The organism is Streptomyces sp. Ag109_O5-1, assembly GCF_003814875.1.
Classification (GTDB): Bacteria; Actinomycetota; Actinomycetes; order Streptomycetales; family Streptomycetaceae; genus Streptomyces; species Streptomyces sasae.
On sequence record NZ_RKQF01000001.1, the window covers coordinates 5,789,773 to 5,807,687 of the forward strand.

Below are 17,915 nucleotides of genomic sequence, written 5' to 3' on the forward strand. Positions count from 1 at the left end.
CCGGCCGTCACCCGTTCGCCGGTGGCCGATGGCCGACGGCCCCGGGGGCCTCCACGATGGCGGAGAGGGCTGCGCGCGGCGCCCGTGGCCAGGCCGGATCATCCGACCCTCTTCCCCCGGAGGCCGCAGTGGGACACGCTGTCGGTGATGTGCTGGGGCTGGCCGCGGGCGTCGCGGTCAGTCCGCTGCCGATCGTGGCGATCATCCTCATCCTGGCCACCCCCCAGGGGCGCCTGAACGGACTGCTGTTCGCCCTCGGATGGGTGCTCGGGCTCGCGGCGCTCGGCGCGATCATGCTGGCCGTGGGCGGGTCGGGCGGCGCCTCCGCCCACAAGCACCCCGCCACCTGGGTCGGAGCCCTCAAACTCGCACTGGGCGCGCTCCTCGCCCTCTTCGGCGCCCTGCAGTGGCGCCGCCGCCCCAGGGACCCCTCCCAGGCGCAGCTCCCGAAGTGGATGGCGGCGATCGACCGCTTCGGCCCCGGCAAGGTCCTCGGCCTGGGGCTGCTGCTCTCGGCGGGCAACCTCAAGAACGCGCCCCTGACCATCGCCGCGGCCGCCTCGATCAGCTCCGCCGGGATCTCGGTGCCCCAGCAGATCGGCACCCTCGCGATCTTCGTGGTGATCGCGTCCCTCGGGGTGCTCGCGCCGCTCGCCGTCTACCTGGTCATGGGCGAACGCGCCAAGTCCATCCTCGGGAACTGGCGGGACTGGGCGGCGCAGCACAACGTCGCCGTCCTGGCCGTCCTGTTCTTCGTGCTCGGCCTCAAACTCCTCGGCGACGGCATCAGCATCCTCGCCGGCTGAGGCTGAGCAGCCCCGCTAACCGCCGTTCTGCTCGACCTGCAGATGGATCGGCCCGCGCAGCACCGGGCTGCGCCGGTACGGCGGCGGGTCGGCGACCAGGCTGGGGTGGTCGAGCCGGCGTGCCAGCTCGGTCAGCGCGATCTGGGCCTCCCGCCGGGCCAGCGGTCCGCCGAAGCAGAGGTGGATACCGCTGCCGAAGCCGAGGTGCTGGTTGTCGGTCCGGTCGGGGTCGAAGCGGTCGGGATCGTGGAAGCGGTCCGGATCGCGGCTGCCCGAGGCCAGCATCAGCATGATCTGCGAGCCCTGCGGGATGACGGTGTCGCCGACGGTGATCTCGCTGTACGCCGCCCGCCAGGGAATGATGTGCACGGGCGGTTCGTAGCGCAGCAGTTCCTCGACCAGCGGTACGGCCAGATCCGGGTCCTCGCGCAGCCGTTGCAGCACCTGCGGGTACCGCAGCAGCGTCAGCATGCCGTTGGTGATGAGGTTGACGGTGGTCTCGTGGCCGGCGATCAGCAGCAGGTTGGCGGTGCTGATGATCTCCTCGTCGGTCATCCGGCCGTCCGGCCCGTCGTCGTTGGCCAGCCGTGACAGCAGGTCGGCGCCCGGCCGGCCGTGCCGCTCGGCCAGCAGCCCGCCGAGGTACTCGCGCAGGTCGGCGCGGGCCTGCACACCCTTGTCGAGCTTCTCCTTCGGATCGGTTCTGGCGTCGTAGTCGATCGAGTTGATGATGTCGTTCACCCACAGGCTGAACCTCGGCTCGTCCTCGCGCGGCACGCCGAGCAGACGGCAGATCACCGTGACGGGGAACGGGTAGGCGAGGTCGTCGACGATGTCGATCCGCTCCTTGCCCGCGAAGTCGTCGATCAGACCGTCGACGGCGGCGGACAGGGCGGGTTCCATGCCGGTCACCAGCCCCGGGGTGTGCGGGGGCCCGAAGTGGCGCATCGCCATGCGCCGCAGGCGGTCGTGTTCGGGCGGGTCGAGGTTGATGAACGCCGGCGTGGTCTCCCCCTCGTGCGAGGGCATCGGATGCGACAGATTGCGCACGTCGGAGCTCAGGTGCGGATTGTGCAGGATGTCGGCGAGCTCGCGATACGTGCTGATGACGTAGCTGCCGTCCTCCTGCCGGGCCACCGGTGTCCTGCGCAGCTCCGCGTAGAGCGGGTACGGGTCGGACCGGGAGGAGTAGTCGAGGATCCGGTGCAGCGTGTCGGGCATCTCGGTCGTGGTCATCTGGCGCTCCCTCCTACCGGTGGTGCTGGTACGCGGCCGTGACGCGTCGCTCGCTCGGGTTGTGTCCGGTGACGACCACGGTGGCTCCCTGCGCGAGCAGGACCGGGCCGGGGAAGTCGACGGGCACCGGTTTCGAGTCGACGGGCTGGTCGGGCGTGGGGCAGGACGGCGGGAAGTGCGCGGCCGTCTCGATGAGACGCCGGTAGTGGTCCAGCCACTTGGCGTTGTTGAAGCTCACCGCGGCGGTGACCCGGCCCTGGTAGCCGTAGGCGGCGACGAAGCGGTGCTCGGACACCGAACCCTGGGTGACGACCACCTCGTCGGCGAAGGTCGGCACACCGACGGACTTGATGTTGACGCCGAACTGGATCGACCAGAACGTCGGGATGGACAGGTGGGGCCAGCGGTCCGCCTGGCCGTTGACCATGTTGTGGGCGGCGACCTCGGCCTGCTCCACGGCGTTGGCCCAGTGCTCCAGCGAGATGAGCCGGTACTCGTAGACGGGGTTCGGGCAGCGTGCCACGTCTCCGGCGACGAAGACGTCGTCGGTGACCAGGCCGTTGAGGTCGAGGGCGCGGCAGCCCGTGTCGCAGGCGATGCCCCAGACACCCGCCGCCAGTCCGGAGCCCTGCAGCCACTCGGTGTTGCGGATGCCGCCGAGCGCGACCACCGCCACGTCGACGTCGAGGGTGCTGCCGTCGTCGAAGTGGGCGCGACGGAGCTTCCCCTGGCTGTCGCCCTCCAGCTGGGTGACCTTGACACCGCACCGCAGGTCGACGCCGTGCGCGCGCTGCAGGTCCGAGGCCACCTCGCCGATCATGGCGCCGAGCGCCCCGACCAGCGGGGCCGGCGCGAGTTCGGCAACGGTCACCGGGATGTCCCGTTCACGGCAGATGGAGGCGATCTCGGAGCCGGTGAACCCCGCGCCGATGACCAGCACCCGGGAGGGCCCGGCGGCCAGCGCCCGCTGCAGGCCTTCGGCATGCTCGCGCGTGCGGACGACGAACACCCCGTCCAGCTCCGCCTCGCTCTCCACGAACCAGGGCCGGGCCCGTACCCCGGTGGCGATCAGCACCCGGTCGAAGGGGACCTCTCGTCCGTCGGCGAGACGTACGTTGTCGGTGGCCAGGTCCAGCCCGGCGGCGGGTACGCCGAGCAGCCACTCCGCGTCGATCTCACGGCGTCGCGGCAGCATGGTGCCGTCGGCGGGCACCCACCCCGTCAGTACCTGCTTGGACAAGGGGGGACGGTCGTAGGGCTCGCCCGTCTCGTCGCCGATCATCGTCAGCGATCCGGTGAAACCCTCGTCGCGCAGGTACTCCGCGGCCCGCAGTCCCGCCAGTGACGCCCCGACGATCACGATGCGGCCGTCGCGCTTGAACGCGCGCAGGTTGTCGGCGCTGGTCATGACCTCGACGCCTCCACCGGTACGCCCCGCTCCTCCGACCGCCCTTCCAGCCGGTCGACCAGGATCGCCTGGACCGGGCAGGCCGCAGCGGCACGCAGCACCCGGTCGCGCTGGGCGTCGTCCGGGTTCGGGTCGTACATCAGCGCTTCCTCGCCGTGCATCCGGAACGCGTCCGGAGCGAGGAACGCGCACTGCGCGTACCCTTCGCATCGGGAAAGATCCACGACAACTCTCATCCCGACCTCCACAGGGACTGCGAGACGGATTGCAGGACAGACTGGACGGACTGCAGACGGGCCGGACGGACTGCAGACGGACCGCGGGACGCGGGCCCTGGAGCCGGCGCCGCTCCGGCGCGCGAAGCGCGGGACAGGCCGGACGGGAAGGGGTCGCGCTCGTCGGGTCCGCGCGGAAGGAATCGGTCATCGCCGGCAGGGCGACGAGCGTCTGCAAGACCGCCTAGAAATCCTGGAATTCCACCTGATCAGCCTAGGCCGCACACCCGGCGCCCGCACCCCGGGAGGGCGTGTGCCCAAGGCCCGGCAGGGTTCGGCCCTTCTGCCGATCGGCGCAATCCGCCCGCCCCCGGCGGGTGGCCCGGCCTTCCCGGTGGTTCGGTGTCGAGAGAAGCGTCGGCAGAAGCAGGCGGCAGGCGCAGTCGCCGGGAGCAGTCGGCCGCAGCAGTCAGCAGGAGCAGGAGGTGTCCCGATGGCCTCGGACCAGCCCGTCCCCTCCCGTCCCACGGCACCGCGGCCCCTCACCGAAGCGGCGTTCCGCGATCTGTACCGCCGGCTGCGAGGCCGGCCCCGGGGCGGTGGGGAGGAACTCCGCGGCGCTCTGAACCTGCTGACACCGGAGCGGGTAGTGGCGGTCGTGGCCGAGGTCCGGTCGGGGCGCACCGTGTCGCTGGCCGCGACTGTGGAGACCCGGTCCGGCCCGGACAGTCCGGAGCCCGCCTCCCACCGGATGACGGCTCCCGCCCACCCGGAGACCGCCGCCCCCGGCCTCGCGTTCGCCCGCGCCCGGTTCGCCACGAACGTCCACAACGACGTCGACGGCCACCTCGACGCGCTCTGCCATGTGATCTTCGACGGCGAGCTGTACGGCGGTGTCCCGTCGAGCACCGTGACCCCGGACGGCGCGGGCGCGCTCACCCTCGATCTGGTGCGGGACGGAATCGTCGGCCGCGGTGTCCTCCTGGACGTCCCCCGGCTGCGCGAGGTGCCCTGGCTCGAACCCGGCGGGCAGGTGACCGCCGAGGACCTCGCCGCGGCCGAGGCCGCCCAGGGGGCCACGGTCGGACCGGGTGACCTGCTGTTCGTGCGGGTGGGGCACCGGCTGCGGCGCCGCAGCCTCGGCCCCTGGGACGTGACGCGGGCCCGGGCCGGCCTGCATCCGACGGCGATGGACTTCCTGGCCGAGCGGGGCGTGTCCGTCCTGGGCTCGGACGGCAACAGCGACGCCGCGCCGAGCGCGGTCGCCGAGGTCGGGTTCCCCGTACAAGTGCCGGCCGTCAACGCCATGGGGCTGCATCTGCTGGACTGGCTGGACTTCGAGCGCTGCTGCTGGCTTCGGCGAACGACCGGCACCGCCCGGCCTGGCGAACAGCTCGGACGTGGTCGGCAGGCACTACATGCGCCACAACAACCTGGCGCTGATGGCCGTTTCGGAGGAGCCCAACGACACCCGGTTCCAGAAAACCCTCGCCCTGCACGACTGGTACCTGGGCGCGGACGACTGGGAGTACCCGCTGGGCGGGATCCAGATGCTCGGCAAGTCGGACGCCGAGCAGATCCACGGCGAGGCCCCGCGCTGGGCCGGGGCGGTCGCGCCGGACATGCCGTTCGAGGTGCTGGCCCATCACGCCGTCGGCTTCTGGCTGTGCGGCGAGGACCTGCCGCGGCCCGACAACCGGGTGACCCTGGAGGACGACGGCCGGATCCGGCTCACCCTCGACGAGGGCAACAACATCGAAGGCCTGCAGCGTCTGCGGCACAGACTGCAGCACATGCTCGACCATCTGGGCATGCGCGAGAACCGTCTGCTGTCCCACAGCATCTACCTGCACAAGGGCATGCCGATCGGGGCCACCGCACACCAGGCCGGCACGGTGCGCTTCGGCACCGACCCGGCGTCCTCGGCCCTGGACGTCAACTGCACGGCGCACGACCTGGACAACCTGTACGTCGTCGACACCGGCTTCTTCCCGAGCATCGGCGCGGTGAACCCGTCCCTGACGGCCATCGCGAACGCCCTCCGGGTCGGCGACCACCTGCTGGAGCGACTGGCCTGAGCCCGCGCGGGAACCCGGACCCCGACCGGGCGAACATCCTGCGCCGGGCAGCGCAACGCGGTCCGCCGTGCCATGCCGCCGTCCCCGCCCGGTGCTTGTCTGAGGCCTGACCTCCGGGCGACGGGCCCGGCGGAGGCGGGCACGCAGTGGAGGGGCAGGACATCGTGAGTTCCACCGAGGGCGCACCCCGGGACGTGATCCCCGCGCACCTGCTGAGGGGCCAGAAGGCGCTGGTCACCGGCGCGAACTCCGGGATCGGCAGGGCGACGGCGGTCGCCCTGGGCCGGGCGGGCGCCGATGTCGTGGTCAACTACGTGGCCGGTGGCGACGAGGCCGAGAAGGTGGTCGAGGAGATCACCGGCTTCGGGGTCAGGGCGGCCGCCTACGAGGCGGACGTCTCCGACGAGCAGCAGGTCGTCGCCATGATGGACCGGATGGTGCAGGAGTTCGGCACGATCGACATCCTGGTCGCCAACGCCGGACTCCAGCGGGACGCCCCGTTCACCGAGATGACCCTGGCCCAGTGGCAGAAGGTCCTGGATGTCAACCTCACCGGCCAGTTCCTCTGCGCCCGTGAGGCGACGAAGGAGTTCCTGCGGCGCGGAGTCGTCCCCGAGGTCTCCCGCGCGGCCGGGAAGATCATCTGCATGAGCTCGGTGCACCAGATCATCCCGTGGGCCGGGCACGTCAACTACGCCTCCTCCAAGGGCGGGGTGCAGATGATGATGGAGACGCTGGCCCAGGAGCTCGCCCCGAAGAAGATCCGCGTGAACGCGATCGCCCCCGGCGCCATCAGGACCCCCATCAACCGCAGCGCCTGGGACACGCCCGAGGCCCTGGAGGACCTGCTGCGGCTGATCCCCTACGACCGTGTCGGCGACCCCGAGGACATCGGCTACGCGGCCGTCGGCCTGGCCTCCGACCTCATGGACTACGTCGTGGGCGCCACCCTGTACGTCGACGGCGGAATGACCCTCTTCCCCGGCTTCGCCACCGGCGGCTGACCCGCACCCCGCCCGCGCCGGCCCCGGAGACGACAGATGCACACGGTCCTGCTGCTGGCGGACGTACCGGCGCAGACGCTGCCCGCCAGATCGATGATGGCCTTCACCCTGGTCACGCACATCATCCTGGTGCCGCTGGGCGTGGCGCTGCCGCTGATCACGCTGATCATGCACGGCTACGGGCTGCGCCACGGCGATGCGACCGCTCTGCTGCTGGCCCGGCGCTGGTCGGCGGTGATGGCCGTCCAGTTCGCCATCGGCGTCGTCACCGGCACCGTCCTCTCCTTCGAGTTCGGCTTGCTGTGGCCGGGCATGATGGGCCGGTGGGGCGATGTCTTCGGCCTCGGGTTCGGGGTGGAGGGCTGGGGCTTCTTCCTGGAGGCCGTCCTCATCGCCGTCTACCTGTACGGCTGGCGGCGGCTTCCCGCCCGGACCCACTTCCTGGTCGCCCTGCCGCTGCCCTTCGCGGCCCTCCTTGGCGCCTTCGGGATCATCGCCGCCAACTCGTGGATGAACACGCCCCGGGGCTTCACCCTCGACGCCGCGGGCAACCCCGTGGACGTGGACGTCCGCAGGGCGATCTTCACCCCCATCTTCGGCCCGGAGTACTGGCACTTCGTCGTGGCGATGTTCGTCACCGCGGGCTATGTCACGGCGGGCGTCTACGCCAAGGGCTGGCTGCGCGGCCGCCGCGACCGGTACCACCGGCTCGGCTTCACGGTCCCCTTCACGTTCGCCGCCGTGTTCACGCCGGTGCAGTTCGTGCTGGGCGACTCCATCGCCCGGCAGGTCTTCCACAAGCAGCCGGTGAAGTTCGCCGCCATGGAGATCGTCTGGAAGACCAATACCCATATGCCGGAGTACCTGCTCGGCCGGCTGCATCCGGACGGGACCGTCTCCGGCGGCATCAAGATCCCGCAGCTCGACTCCATCCTGGCCGGCTTCCGCCCGGACACCAAGGTCACCGGGCTCACCGCGGTCCCCGCGAGCGACCGGCCGACGACCGCCCAGGCCACCCTCGTCCACTGGACCTTCGACATCATGGTCGGGATCGGCTCCCTGCTGCTCCTGCTCGCCCTCTGGTACGGCGTCCTGTGGCTCTGGCGCCGCCGGCTTCCCGTCTCCCCGTGGTTCTTCCGCGGCGCGGCGTGCGCGGGCGTGGCCTCCGTGCTCGCCGTCGAGTGCGGCTGGATCACCACCGAGGTGGGCCGCCAGCCGTGGATCGTGTACCAGAACATGCGGGTCGCCGAGGCGGTGACGGCGACCCGCTCCGCCAGCCTGTGGATCATGTTCGCGCTGGTCATCGTCGTGTACGTGTTCGTCTTCGGGTCGTTCCTCGTGGTGCTGCTGAAGATGCGGTCACGCTGGCGGCTCGCCGACGCCAAGGGCGGACCGCGGCCGCCGGAGGAGACACCCCAGGCGGAGCTGCCGGAGACGGACACCCCGTACGGACCCCGCTCCACCGGGAGCCGGCCGTGATCGCCGGGGTCGTCGCCGTCGTCCTGCTGCTGGCGATCGCCGCCTACGCCTGCGGCGGGGGCACCGACTACGGCGCCGGCTTCTGGGACCTGACCGCGGGCGGAGCCGAGCGCGGCAAGCGCCCACGATGGCTGATCGACCACGCGATGGAGCCCGTCTGGGAGGTCAACAACGTCTGGCTGATCTTCGCGCTGGTCATCATGTGGACCGGGTTCCCCGTCCTCTTCCAGCAGGTCTTCACCACCATGTGGCTGCCGCTGGCGCTGGCCGCCGTGGGCATCGTGCTGCGCGGCGCCGGTTTCGCCCTGCGCGAGCCCGTGCGGCGGCTTTCCGGTCGCCGCCTGTACGGGGCGGTGTTCGCCGTCTCCTCGCTGCTGACGCCGTTCTTCTTCGGCGCCGCGATCGGCGGGGTGGCCTCGGGCCGGGTCACCGCCACGACGACCGCGTCCACGGACGCCTGGGCCAACCCCACCTCCCTGCTGTTCGGCCTGCTCTCCATCGCGGCCACGGCGACGCTCGGCGCCGTCTTCCTCGCCGCGGACGCCCGCCGCTTCGGCGCCCCGGACCTGGACCGCTACTTCCGCCGGCGGGCCTTCGGCGCCCTGGCCGCCGTCGCCGTACTCGCCGTCGTCGCCCTGTTCGTCACCCACGGGGACGCACCCCATGTCTGGCACGGCCTCACCCACGGCGTCGGGCTCGTCTTCGTGATCGTGGCGGCGCTGGCCACGCTCGCCACCGTATGGCTGCTGACCCGCCCCTCGGGGCACTGGTCCCGGGTCACGGCGGTCGGCGTGGTCGCCTCGGCGATCATCGCCTGGGGCATGGCGCAGCGCCCCTATCTCATCCCGGCCTCGCTGACCGTCGCCGAGGGCGCGGGCGCCCACACCACCCTGCGCTGGCTGGTGCTCGTCACCGTCGTCGCCCTCGTGCTCGTCTTTCCCGCGGTCGCCCTGCTGTACTGGATGGACACCCACGGCGAACTGGAGGGCCTCACCGACGCCGAGCTGCGGCGGGACGCCCCCTCGGACCCTTCCTAGTACGGAAGGGGCTGGACCTGCCGTCTGTCGAGAGCGTCGTTCAGAGTGATGGCCGAGTCGATGAGGGCCAGGTGGGTGAACGCCTGGGGGAAGTTGCCGAGCTGACGGCCCGTCGGGTCGATCTCCTCGGAGTACAGGCCCAGATGGTTGGCGTACCCCATCATCTTCTCGAACACCAGCCGTGCCCGGTTCGTCCGTCCCGCGCGTGCCAGCGCGTCGACGTACATGAACGTGCACAGGGAGAAGGTGCCCTCCGAGCCGCGCAGGCCGTCGGGCGAGGCACTGGGGTTGTAGCGGTAGACCAGGCTGTCGCTGACCAGTTCCTCCTCCATGGCGTCCAGGGTCGACGCCCACATCGGATCCCCCGGGGTGAGGAACCCGACCGTCGCCATCCGCAGCAGCGAGGAGTCCAGGACCTCACTGCCGTAGTGCTGGACGAAGGCCCGCCGGTCCTCGCTCCACCCCTTCGCCATGACCTGCTCGTAGACGGTGTCCCGCTCAGCCCTCCAGCGGTCGGCCGCGGACGGCCACCCCTTCAACTCGGCGAGCCGAACCGCGCGGTCGAACGCCACCCACGACATCACCCGGCCGTAGGTGAAGTCCTGGCGGCCGCCGCGGGTCTCCCAGATGCCCTCCTCCGCCTGGTCCCAGTGGTCGGCCAGCCACTCCAGGTCCGTCCGCAGCGAGGTCCAGCCCCCATGCGCGACCTCGAAGCCGTGCTGGTGCGCGAAGTAGATGCTGTCCAACGCCTCGCCGTAGATGTCCAGTTGGAGCTGGGTGGCGGCGCCGTTGCCGATCCGCACCGGGGCCGAACCCTCGTAGCCCTCCCATTGGCCGAGGATCAGCTCGGTCAGGTCGGAGGAGCCGTCGACCTTGTACATGATGTTGAGCGGGCCCGTGCTCCCCTCGCGGCCGGCCCGCTCCTTGACCCGGTTGCCCAGCCAGACGATGAACGCCCTGGCCTCCTGAGTGAAGCCCAGTCCCAGAAGCGCGTACACGGAGAAGGAGGCGTCCCGGATCCAGGTGAAGCGGTAGTCCCAGTTGCGTTCGCCGCCCAGTTGCTCCGGGAGGGCCGCCGTCGGAGCGGCCACCACGGCGCCGCTGGGGGCGAAGGTCATGAGCTTCAGCGTGATCGCGGACCGCTCGACGACCTCCCGCCAGCGCCCGGCGTAACGCGACTGCGCCAGCCAGGACCGCCAGAACCCCGCCGCGCCCTCGAAGAGCTGTTCGTGTTCGTCGCGCCGGATCTCCCTGGGCGGGCCGTCGGCCCCCATCTCCAGGATCAGCCCGCGCTGCTCGCCGGCCTCCAGGGTCAGTGAGACCTGAAGGTCGGCGTCCCGGTGCGTCAGGATGTCCGTGAGCGGCTCGTCCTCCGGCTCCCGGATGGGGTGCACGGTGAGTTCCGTGCCGTCCTCCGCGACGAAGACCGCTCCGTGCGGGGTGAGGTGCAACTCGTGTTTGCTGCGCCCGTAGTCGAACCGCGGGGCGATCTCCACGTCGAACGTCATGGTGCCGCGCACACAGCGGACCAGGCGGACCAGGCGGTGGCGGCGCGTGGTCGTCGTACCGGTCACGGGCATGAAGTCGATCACCTCGCCGGCGCCCGCCTCGGTCATGAACCGGGTCACCAGGATCGCCGTGTCGGGCAGGTACAACTGCTTGGTCGAATGGGTCGGGTGGGCCGGCCTGACCGTGCAGTGGCCGCCCTTCTCCTGGTCCAGAAGCGCCCCGAACACACTCGGTGAGTCGAACCTCGGGGAGCAGAACCAGTCGACCGCCCCCTCGGTGGTCACCAGCGCCGCGGTCTGCAGATCGCCGATCAGCCCGTGGTTCTCGATCAGCGGGTAGCCGTCCATCGGGGCGTCCCTTCCGGTGCGCGATTCACCCGAATGCACCCCCTCGATCAGCGTATGCCGGAGCTTCTGCACCGGCTCGTCGGGCGAGGCCCCGGGCTGCCGACGGTTCACCGGTCCGGCGCGGACACCGCCCGCACCACGGCCGCCAGAACCTGCCCCGGGCGCTCCGAGGCGTTGATGTCGATGGTGACGCCGGGTTCGTCGGGGTGCAGCGGATCCAGCGTGGCGTACTGGGAGTCGAGCAGCCCCGCCGGCATGAAGTGGCCCCTGCGCCGTGCCATGCGCCGCTCGGCCACCTCGCGGTCGAGGGCCAGATACACGAACCACACGTCCGCTCCCGTGCGCCGGAACCAGTCGCGGTATGCGCGCTTGAGCGCGGAACAGGCGACGACGCCTCCGTGTCCACCGGACGCGGTGACCCGGATCCACTCCGTGATCGCCGCCAGCCAGGGCCGCCGGTCGGCGTCGTCCAGCGGGTGCCCGGACGCCATCTTGACGCGGTTCGACGCGGGATGGAGGTCGTCACCCTCCAGGAACGGCACACCGAGCAGATCCGCGAGCCGGGCTCCCACGGTGGACTTGCCGGACCCGGACACACCCATGACGACCACCACGCGCGAACCGCCGACCACCTCGGCCAACGGTCCTCCCGGAACTGCCGCCGGAATGCGTGACTCCACCTCCACTATCGCCCGCACTCCCGGGTCGGGGCATGTGCGGCACGGCTCGCCGGGAGGTCACGTCCAGGCGGGCAGGTGCTCGCTGATCTTCTCCCGCATGAACAGGGAGGACTCCTCGGCCTTCTCCTCCCAGGCGAACACGCAGGCGGTGAGGGTGCCGCCGAAGCCGTTCGCCCGCAGTTCGCGGAAGAGCTCACCGACGCGTGCTGCTCGACAGCCAGATTCCAGACGTACCGGGCGTGCGCGCAATGCAGGAGCATCTGCTCCGCCTGCGCGGGCGTCGGGCACATCCGGAAACGAGACATGCCACGAAACCAGCCATTTTGTCCCCTACCCGCGCACACCATCGATCAACATCACCTGTGTGAGTGACCACTCCTGGCTGCCGCCCCGGACGGCCACCGGCCACCGGCCTCCGGATGTTCAACTCCCCGTCACCACCGCCTGTGCGTGGCCACCCTCAGCGCCATGGACAAAGAAGCCTCATCGCCCTGACGGCGATTCGGCTCCCTCTGCACCGCTCCGCGGGAACGGGGCATTCCTCCTGGCCATGAAGGACCGGGCCCTGACCCAGAGCACGATGGTCGGCGATCACTTCGCCGTCCTGATCCGTGGCCAGACGGCCGACGACTTCCGCAAGGGCGAACGCACCCGCGAGGAGATCACCGACCTCATGGCCGGTGGCGAGACCATGGCCCACCTCGAAGCCGGACTCGCCCAACTCCAGGCGGACGCAGACGCCTGAGCCTACGTCTTCCCCGCAACGCGCGCGGTCCCTTGACGACGCGTCACCGGGGCTCGTGCCGAGCGAGCCGCTCAGTGCCGGTCCGGCCCAAGCGGCTCGCTCGCGTGCTATGGCCCGCCGGTTCAGTCCTGGTGCCGGCGGCGCCATACGTGCCGGAGGACGAGTGCGGCGACCAGGGCGCCGAGGGCGATGAGGGCGTAGAGCTGGTAGCGGCTGATCTCGTCGTAGATGGCGGTGATGTGGGTGCCCGCCACATAGGCGAGGCTCGCCCACAGGCCGACCCACAGCGCGGCGCCGATGGCGTTGAAGACGAGGAAGCGGCGCCAGTGCATACCGCTGGTGCCCGCGATGATGCCGTTGACCTGGCGCAGTCCTTCGACGAAACGGGCGACGACGACGATCTTGCCGCCGTGGCGGGTGAAGAACTCCTCGGCCTTCTGGAAGCGCTCCGGGGTGATGAACACATAGCGGCCCCAGCGGTGCACGAAGGCCCGTCCGCCGGTGTGGCCGATCAGGTAGCCGATGTTGTCCCCGATGACGGCGGCGGTGAACGCGATGGCCGCCACGGCCACGATGTTGAGCTGTCCCGCCCCGGCGTAGATCCCGGCGGCGATCAGGATGGTCTCTCCGGGGGCGGGGACGCCGAAGTCCTCCAGGAGGACCACAGCGCCGACGGCCCAGTAGCCGTAGTGGGCGAGCAGCGGGGCCAGGTGCGCCAGCGGGCCCGGAAGCGGCGGGGCGGCCATGCCCCCACCGTACCCGGCCATCGGGCCCGGGAGCCGTCAGCAGGGCAGGGTGAGGACCACGCAGGCCCCGCGCCCGGTGTTCTCGGCATGCGCGGTGCCGCCGTGGGCGGTGGCCACCGCCTGGACGAAGGCGAGCCCCAGGCCGGATCCCTCACCGGTGCGGCTGGCCTCGGCGCGGGCGAAGCGGTCGAACGCCCGGGGCAGGAACTCCGGCGGGAAGCCGGTCCCCTCGTCCGTGACGCACAGCCGCAGGCCGCCCTCATGGACGGTGGCGGTGACGCCGACGCGACCGCTCCCGTGGCGGAGGGCGTTGTCGAGCAGGTTGGCGATCGCGGGCCGCAGCCACCGGACGTCGACGTCGACGGTCGCGGGGGCGGCGGCCACGGTCACGGCCCGCCCCGCCCGTTCGGCGGTGCGCAGATGGGGGGCGACGGCGGTGTCGACGAGGTCGGCGAGATCGTCGGGGGCCCGGCTGAGGTGCTGGGTGGTGCCGAGTTCCTCCAGGTCGAGGAGTGCGTTGGAGAGGTCGATCAGGCGCTGGACCTCGGTGTCCACGGAGCGCAGGGTCTCGGTGAGTTCGCCGGCGGAGCGCGGGCGGTGCAGGGCGACGTCGAGTTCGGCGCGCATCAGGGTGAGCGGGGTGCGCAGTTCGTGGCTGGCGTCCGCGACGAACCGGCGCTCGCGTTCGGCGGACGCCGCCAGCCGGTCGAGCATGTGGTTGAGGGTGTGGCCGAGCCGGGTGATCTCGTCGTCGCGGTCGGCGGGCACGTCCAGGCGCAGGTGCTGGGCGCCGTCGGCGAGACCGGCGGCGCCGGCGCGGTAGCGCTCGACGGGGCGAAGGGCGGCGCGGGCCGTGCGGTAGCCGACGTACGAGGCAGCGATCAGGGTCAGGCCGGAGGCGAGGGCCAGTTGGGCGAGGAGTTCGCGCAGCGCCTCGTCGCGGTGGCCGCGCCTGACGGCGGCGATGACGATCCGGCCCTCGCCGCCGACGGTGACGCGTGCGGCCTGCAGACGCAGGGTGTCCGAGGTGATCGGCAGGAGGGAGCCGACGTCACGCCGGACGGTGGCGCCGCGCACGGCGGCACCCAGCTCGGCCGGAGTCAGCAGCGACTGGGTGCGCAGGGCGGCGCTGGAGACCAGAACCCGGCCCTGTGCGTCCAGGACCTGCTGGAGGCTGCCGCTGGGGCCCGGCGGGAGTTCCTGCCCGGTGCGCACGGCGCGGTCGAGGCTGTGCCGGTACGTGGTCAGGTCGTCGTTCAGCTGCCGGTCCAGGGCGGTCTGGACCCGCCAGTAGACCAGGCCGGCCGTACCCGCCAGGACCAGGGACATGGTGACGGCGACGGCCAGCACCAGGCGGGCCACGACGGGCAGCCGCCGGAACCACGGTCGCAGCCGGCCGGGAAGGCGGCTCACGGGACGGTCTCCAGGCGGTAGCCCGCCGGGAAGGCGGCTCACGGGGTGGTCTCCAGGCGGTAGCCGCGTCCGCGCAGGGTCGTGATCGTCGTACGGCCGAAGGCCCGGTCGGCCTTGGCGCGCACCTTGGAGACGTGCACGTCGATGGCGTTGCTGCGCAGGTCGGTCTCGCCGTCCCAGACCTCGTCGAGCAGCTGGAGGCGGGTGACCACGCACCCGGCGTTCTCCATGAGCACCCGCAGTACGCCGAACTCCCGCCGGGACAGCTCCAGTTCGGTGTCGGCCCGCCAGGCCCGCTGCTGCTCCGGGTCGAGGACGAGGTCGCCGACCGTCAGGCGCCCGGAGGGCTCGGGGCGCCGCCGGGATATCGCCCGCAGCCGGGCCAGCAGTTCCTCCATCGCGAACGGCTTGACCACGTAGTCGTCGGCACCGGCGTCCAGCCCTGCCACCCGCTCGCTGATCGCACCGCGTGCGGTCAGCAGGATCACGGGAACGTCGATGCCCTCGCCGCGCAGGGTCCGGCACACCTCCACGCCGTCCATGCCCGGCAGCATCACGTCCAGCAGTACGGCGTCCAGGCGGGGGTCACGGGCGGCGGCGAGACCGGACGGACCGTCGTAGCGGCCCTCGGCGGTGTGTCCGGACTCGGTCAGGTAGCGGACGACCAGATCGGTCAGGCGGGTCTCGTCGTCGACGACCAGGCAGTGCATACCGGCCAGGCTAACCAGCCGCGGGGCGCGTCCGGTCCACCGGGAAGGCTTCATGGTCTGTTCATGTGACATCCCTACCGTCCTTCAGGTCGCGGTGCTCCGCGGACCGCGACCGGTCCGCCGTCCGACGCCGTCCGGCGTGCCGTGACGGAAGGGACCCCCATGCTCGCATCGGTGCTCGCCGCCAAGGGCATCACCGACCACCTCACGGTCACCGACCTGATGACCCGCGGCGGTCTGGACGTCATCGCCCTGCTGATCCTGGTCGGCTGGCTGTACCGGCGCCGGCCCAGCGTGCCCGCGATGCCGCTGGTGCTGGCCGCGCTCAACATCGGCCTGTTCGCCGCGATGACCACGATCAGTGCCGGCAAGTTCCCGGCCGGGGTCGGCTTCGGCCTGTTCGGCATCCTCTCCCTGGTCCGCCTGCGCAGCGCCGCGTTCACCCTCCGGGACGTCGCTTACACCTTCGTCACCCTGGTGATTGCCCTGTGCACGGGCCTGCCGCACCGGCAGACCTGGCTCGTGGTCGCGCTGGACGTCGTGGTTCTCATCGCCGTGCTCGTGGTCGACGACCCCACGTCGTACGAGCCGCCGACCCGGACGGTGAAGCTCACCCTCGACCGGGTCTACCCGGACCCCTCCGTGATCGCCGCGGACGTGGCGTTCCGCTTCGGTCAGGCGCCGCTGTCGGTGGTCGTGGACGAGGTCGACTACGTCCGTGAGACCACCCGGGTCTCCGCCCGTTACCCCGCCGAGCCGCAGGAGCCCGCCGTCGCCCCGGACTTCGAGCCGCGTGAGCCGGTGACTGCGCCATGACCCTCGCGGCCCGGCTGGGCCTGGCGGAGCTGCGCGGCGCGACCCTCGCCGAGGTGGACGCGGCGGCGGCGCTCCAGCACCGCGTCGACCGCAAATACCTGGTCCCGCTCGACCGGGCCCGCCACCTCGTCACCCGCCTCGCCGACAGCCACCACGTCCTCGACCTCGGCACGGGCCGTCGTACGACGAGCTACCTCAGTACGTACTTCGACACCCCGGAGCTGAGCGCCTGGCGCGCCCACGTCCAGCAGCGGCGGCGGCGCTGGAAGGTCCGCACCCGCCTGTACGCCGAGGACGGCCTGTGCCGGGTGGAGGTGAAGACGAAGGACGGCCGCGGCGCCACGGTCAAGCACGCCCTGCAAGTCCCGGCCGCCGAGTACGGCGAACTGTCCGGCCCCGCGGCCGAGTTCGTCGAGTCGGTGCTGGAGCAGGCCGCTGTCCCGGTCACGGCCAAGGAACTGTCCGCCGCCGTGGAGGTCCGTTACGTCCGCGCGGCCCTCGCCGACCTCGGCCACGGCAGCCGCGTCACCCTCGACGGCACCCTCGGCTGCCGCCTCGACGACCGCACCGCCACGCTCGACCCCGGGCACGTCCTGATCGAGACCAAGGGCGTAGCGCGCCCCGCCCCCGCCGACCGGCTGCTGCTCGGCATGGGGGTCCGGCCGGTCTCGCTCAGCAAATACGTCATCGGGCAAGCCCTGCTCACCCCCGGCCTGCCCGACCACGACGTACGCCGCCTCGCCCGCGCCCACTTCACCACCGAGGCGCACCAGGCACCGCACCCGGCACCGCTCCCGGCACCGCTTCCCGAAAGGACCCCCGCCGCATGAACGTCCTGCGCGGCATCAAATGGCGCTACCCGCTGATCGCACTGCTCGCCGTCGCGGCGGTCGCCGTCAGCACCTTGCAACCGCAGCTGGTCACGGCGGTCACCGCCAAGAAGCCCGGCGCGACGGAACGGATCAAGCAGGCCCCGCCGCCCACGCTCTTCACCGACGCCGAAATCGCAGCGATCGGCAAGGCGGCGGACGCCCAGCGCACGAAGGCCGACGCCCTGTTCGCCGAGTGGCGCAAGACCCACGGCACCGCCCGCGACGACAAGGCGTTCTCCGCCTGGGCGTCGCAGCAGGTCCCGGCCCCGCCGTCGGCGAAGCAGCGCGCCACCGAACTCCGTGAGGACCAGGCCCTCGCCAAGACCCGCACCGCGGCCGGGAAGAAGGCCGCGACCTGGCTGGAGCTGCACGGCAAGAAGGACATCTGGCAGGTCTACCTCCACGACCAGCGTGAGCTGGTCCCGGCTGCGCGGGGCAAGGCCGAGAAGGCGGAGCTGAAGGCGGCCCTGAAGCTGGCCAAGACCATCAGCGACCAGCTGGCGGCCAAGGACAAACAGCCGGCTCCGTTCGTCCTCGACCCGACCCTGCGCCCCGACAAGCACATCCAGCCCGGTGCGAAGGGCCCGTACTCCTATCCGTCCCGGCACGCGACCCGTTCCGCCGCGGCGGTCACCTTCCTCAGCGTCCTCTCCCCGCACCGCGCCGCGGACTACGAGTGGATGCGCGCCGAAGTCCTCTACTCCCGCCTCTACATGGCAGGCCACGTCACCAGCGACCTCACCGCCGGCACCCTGCTGGGCGACCTGATCGGCGACTACGAACTCGCCGTCGGCGGCCACTGACGTCCCTGGGC

General features: G+C 71.6%; 17 protein-coding genes and 3 pseudogenes. 10 read left to right on the forward strand and 10 right to left on the reverse strand.

The window, feature by feature from the left end; all coding sequences use genetic code 11:
- Positions 1 to 128 precede the first annotated feature (128 nt).
- Positions 129 to 806 carry a GAP family protein gene (locus tag EDD90_RS26055; protein WP_123975460.1) on the forward strand — a complete coding sequence of 226 codons (678 nt, stop codon included), beginning with the start codon at positions 129 to 131 and terminating at the stop codon, positions 804 to 806.
- Positions 807 to 821: 15 nt separating this feature from the next.
- Here EDD90_RS26055 and EDD90_RS26060 read toward each other — a convergent pair whose 3' ends face one another.
- The 3 genes from EDD90_RS26060 to EDD90_RS26070 are packed head-to-tail and all read right to left on the reverse strand — an operon-like array spanning position 822 to position 3,686.
- Complete coding sequence (locus EDD90_RS26060; RefSeq protein ID WP_123975461.1) at positions 822 to 2,042, reverse strand: cytochrome P450; 1,221 nt, start codon at positions 2,040 to 2,042, stop codon at positions 822 to 824.
- Positions 2,043 to 2,055: 13 nt separating this feature from the next.
- Positions 2,056 to 3,450, reverse strand: coding sequence for an NAD(P)/FAD-dependent oxidoreductase (locus EDD90_RS26065; protein ID WP_123975462.1), 1,395 nt, complete (start codon positions 3,448 to 3,450; stop codon positions 2,056 to 2,058).
- Positions 3,447 to 3,686, reverse strand: coding sequence for a ferredoxin (locus tag EDD90_RS26070; protein WP_123975463.1), 240 nt, complete (start codon positions 3,684 to 3,686; stop codon positions 3,447 to 3,449). Before EDD90_RS26070 ends, EDD90_RS26065 begins: the two co-directional genes overlap by 4 nt.
- Before the next feature lie 730 nt (positions 3,687 to 4,416).
- Between EDD90_RS26070 and EDD90_RS58625 the strand changes: the two are divergent.
- The 5 genes and pseudogenes from EDD90_RS58625 to EDD90_RS26095 form a co-directional block, all read left to right on the forward strand.
- Positions 4,417 to 4,842: pseudogene (locus EDD90_RS58625) on the forward strand (cyclase family protein); the annotation flags it as partial.
- Positions 4,843 to 5,003: 161 nt separating this feature from the next.
- A pseudogene (locus EDD90_RS26080) lies at positions 5,004 to 5,743 on the forward strand (GMC oxidoreductase); the annotation flags it as partial.
- Between the two features lie 164 nt (positions 5,744 to 5,907).
- Positions 5,908 to 6,747 carry an SDR family oxidoreductase gene (locus tag EDD90_RS26085; protein ID WP_260328064.1) on the forward strand — a complete coding sequence of 280 codons (840 nt, stop codon included), beginning with the start codon at positions 5,908 to 5,910 and terminating at the stop codon, positions 6,745 to 6,747.
- A 36-nt stretch (positions 6,748 to 6,783) separates the two neighbouring features.
- A complete protein-coding gene (locus EDD90_RS26090; RefSeq protein ID WP_123975464.1) occupies positions 6,784 to 8,226 on the forward strand; it encodes a cytochrome ubiquinol oxidase subunit I in 1,443 nt (480 codons plus the stop codon).
- Positions 8,223 to 9,263 (forward strand): cytochrome d ubiquinol oxidase subunit II, encoded by a 1,041-nt coding sequence (locus EDD90_RS26095; RefSeq protein WP_123975465.1) that lies wholly within the window; start codon positions 8,223 to 8,225, stop codon positions 9,261 to 9,263. Before EDD90_RS26090 ends, EDD90_RS26095 begins: the two co-directional genes overlap by 4 nt.
- Here the strand turns inward: EDD90_RS26095 and EDD90_RS26100 are convergent.
- The 4 genes and pseudogenes from EDD90_RS26100 to EDD90_RS59075 form a co-directional block, all read right to left on the reverse strand.
- Positions 9,260 to 11,119, reverse strand: a complete 1,860-nt coding sequence (locus EDD90_RS26100) for a glycoside hydrolase family 15 protein (RefSeq protein WP_123975466.1) — start codon at positions 11,117 to 11,119, stop codon at positions 9,260 to 9,262. The genes EDD90_RS26095 and EDD90_RS26100 overlap by 4 nt on opposite strands.
- A gap of 107 nt (positions 11,120 to 11,226) precedes the next feature.
- Positions 11,227 to 11,721 carry a gluconokinase gene (locus EDD90_RS26105; protein ID WP_123981640.1) on the reverse strand — a complete coding sequence of 165 codons (495 nt, stop codon included), beginning with the start codon at positions 11,719 to 11,721 and terminating at the stop codon, positions 11,227 to 11,229.
- A gap of 135 nt (positions 11,722 to 11,856) precedes the next feature.
- Positions 11,857 to 12,048, reverse strand: a complete 192-nt coding sequence (locus EDD90_RS26110) for a hypothetical protein (RefSeq protein ID WP_311737217.1) — start codon at positions 12,046 to 12,048, stop codon at positions 11,857 to 11,859.
- Positions 12,048 to 12,146, reverse strand: a pseudogene (locus tag EDD90_RS59075) (hypothetical protein); the annotation flags it as partial. The pseudogene EDD90_RS59075 and the gene EDD90_RS26110, both read right to left, overlap by 1 nt.
- A gap of 203 nt (positions 12,147 to 12,349) precedes the next feature.
- On the opposite strand from EDD90_RS59075, the gene EDD90_RS26120 reads away from it, so the two are divergent.
- Positions 12,350 to 12,544, forward strand: coding sequence for a hypothetical protein (locus EDD90_RS26120; RefSeq protein ID WP_221305125.1), 195 nt, complete (start codon positions 12,350 to 12,352; stop codon positions 12,542 to 12,544).
- Between the two features lie 122 nt (positions 12,545 to 12,666).
- On the opposite strand, the gene EDD90_RS26125 is transcribed toward EDD90_RS26120, so the two are convergent.
- The 3 genes from EDD90_RS26125 to EDD90_RS26135 are packed head-to-tail and all read right to left on the reverse strand — an operon-like array spanning position 12,667 to position 15,467.
- A complete protein-coding gene (locus EDD90_RS26125; RefSeq protein WP_123975467.1) occupies positions 12,667 to 13,290 on the reverse strand; it encodes a DedA family protein in 624 nt (207 codons plus the stop codon).
- 36 nt (positions 13,291 to 13,326) lie between these two features.
- Positions 13,327 to 14,703: an ATP-binding protein gene (locus EDD90_RS26130; RefSeq protein ID WP_123975468.1), complete on the reverse strand. Its 1,377-nt coding sequence runs from the start codon at positions 14,701 to 14,703 to the stop codon at positions 13,327 to 13,329.
- Positions 14,704 to 14,741: 38 nt separating this feature from the next.
- Positions 14,742 to 15,467: a response regulator transcription factor gene (locus tag EDD90_RS26135; RefSeq protein ID WP_260328065.1), complete on the reverse strand. Its 726-nt coding sequence runs from the start codon at positions 15,465 to 15,467 to the stop codon at positions 14,742 to 14,744.
- A gap of 108 nt (positions 15,468 to 15,575) precedes the next feature.
- On the opposite strand from EDD90_RS26135, the gene EDD90_RS26140 reads away from it, so the two are divergent.
- From EDD90_RS26140 to EDD90_RS26150, 3 genes are read left to right on the forward strand one after another with little or no spacing between them, the layout of a single operon-like run.
- Positions 15,576 to 16,229, forward strand: coding sequence for a DUF4956 domain-containing protein (locus EDD90_RS26140; protein WP_260328066.1), 654 nt, complete (start codon positions 15,576 to 15,578; stop codon positions 16,227 to 16,229).
- Positions 16,226 to 17,059, forward strand: a complete 834-nt coding sequence (locus tag EDD90_RS26145; RefSeq protein WP_123975469.1) for a polyphosphate polymerase domain-containing protein — start codon at positions 16,226 to 16,228, stop codon at positions 17,057 to 17,059. The genes EDD90_RS26140 and EDD90_RS26145 overlap by 4 nt, the downstream gene beginning before the upstream one ends.
- Positions 17,056 to 17,904: a phosphatase PAP2 family protein gene (locus tag EDD90_RS26150; protein WP_123975470.1), complete on the forward strand. Its 849-nt coding sequence runs from the start codon at positions 17,056 to 17,058 to the stop codon at positions 17,902 to 17,904. The genes EDD90_RS26145 and EDD90_RS26150 overlap by 4 nt, the downstream gene beginning before the upstream one ends.
- Positions 17,905 to 17,915 lie beyond the last annotated feature (11 nt).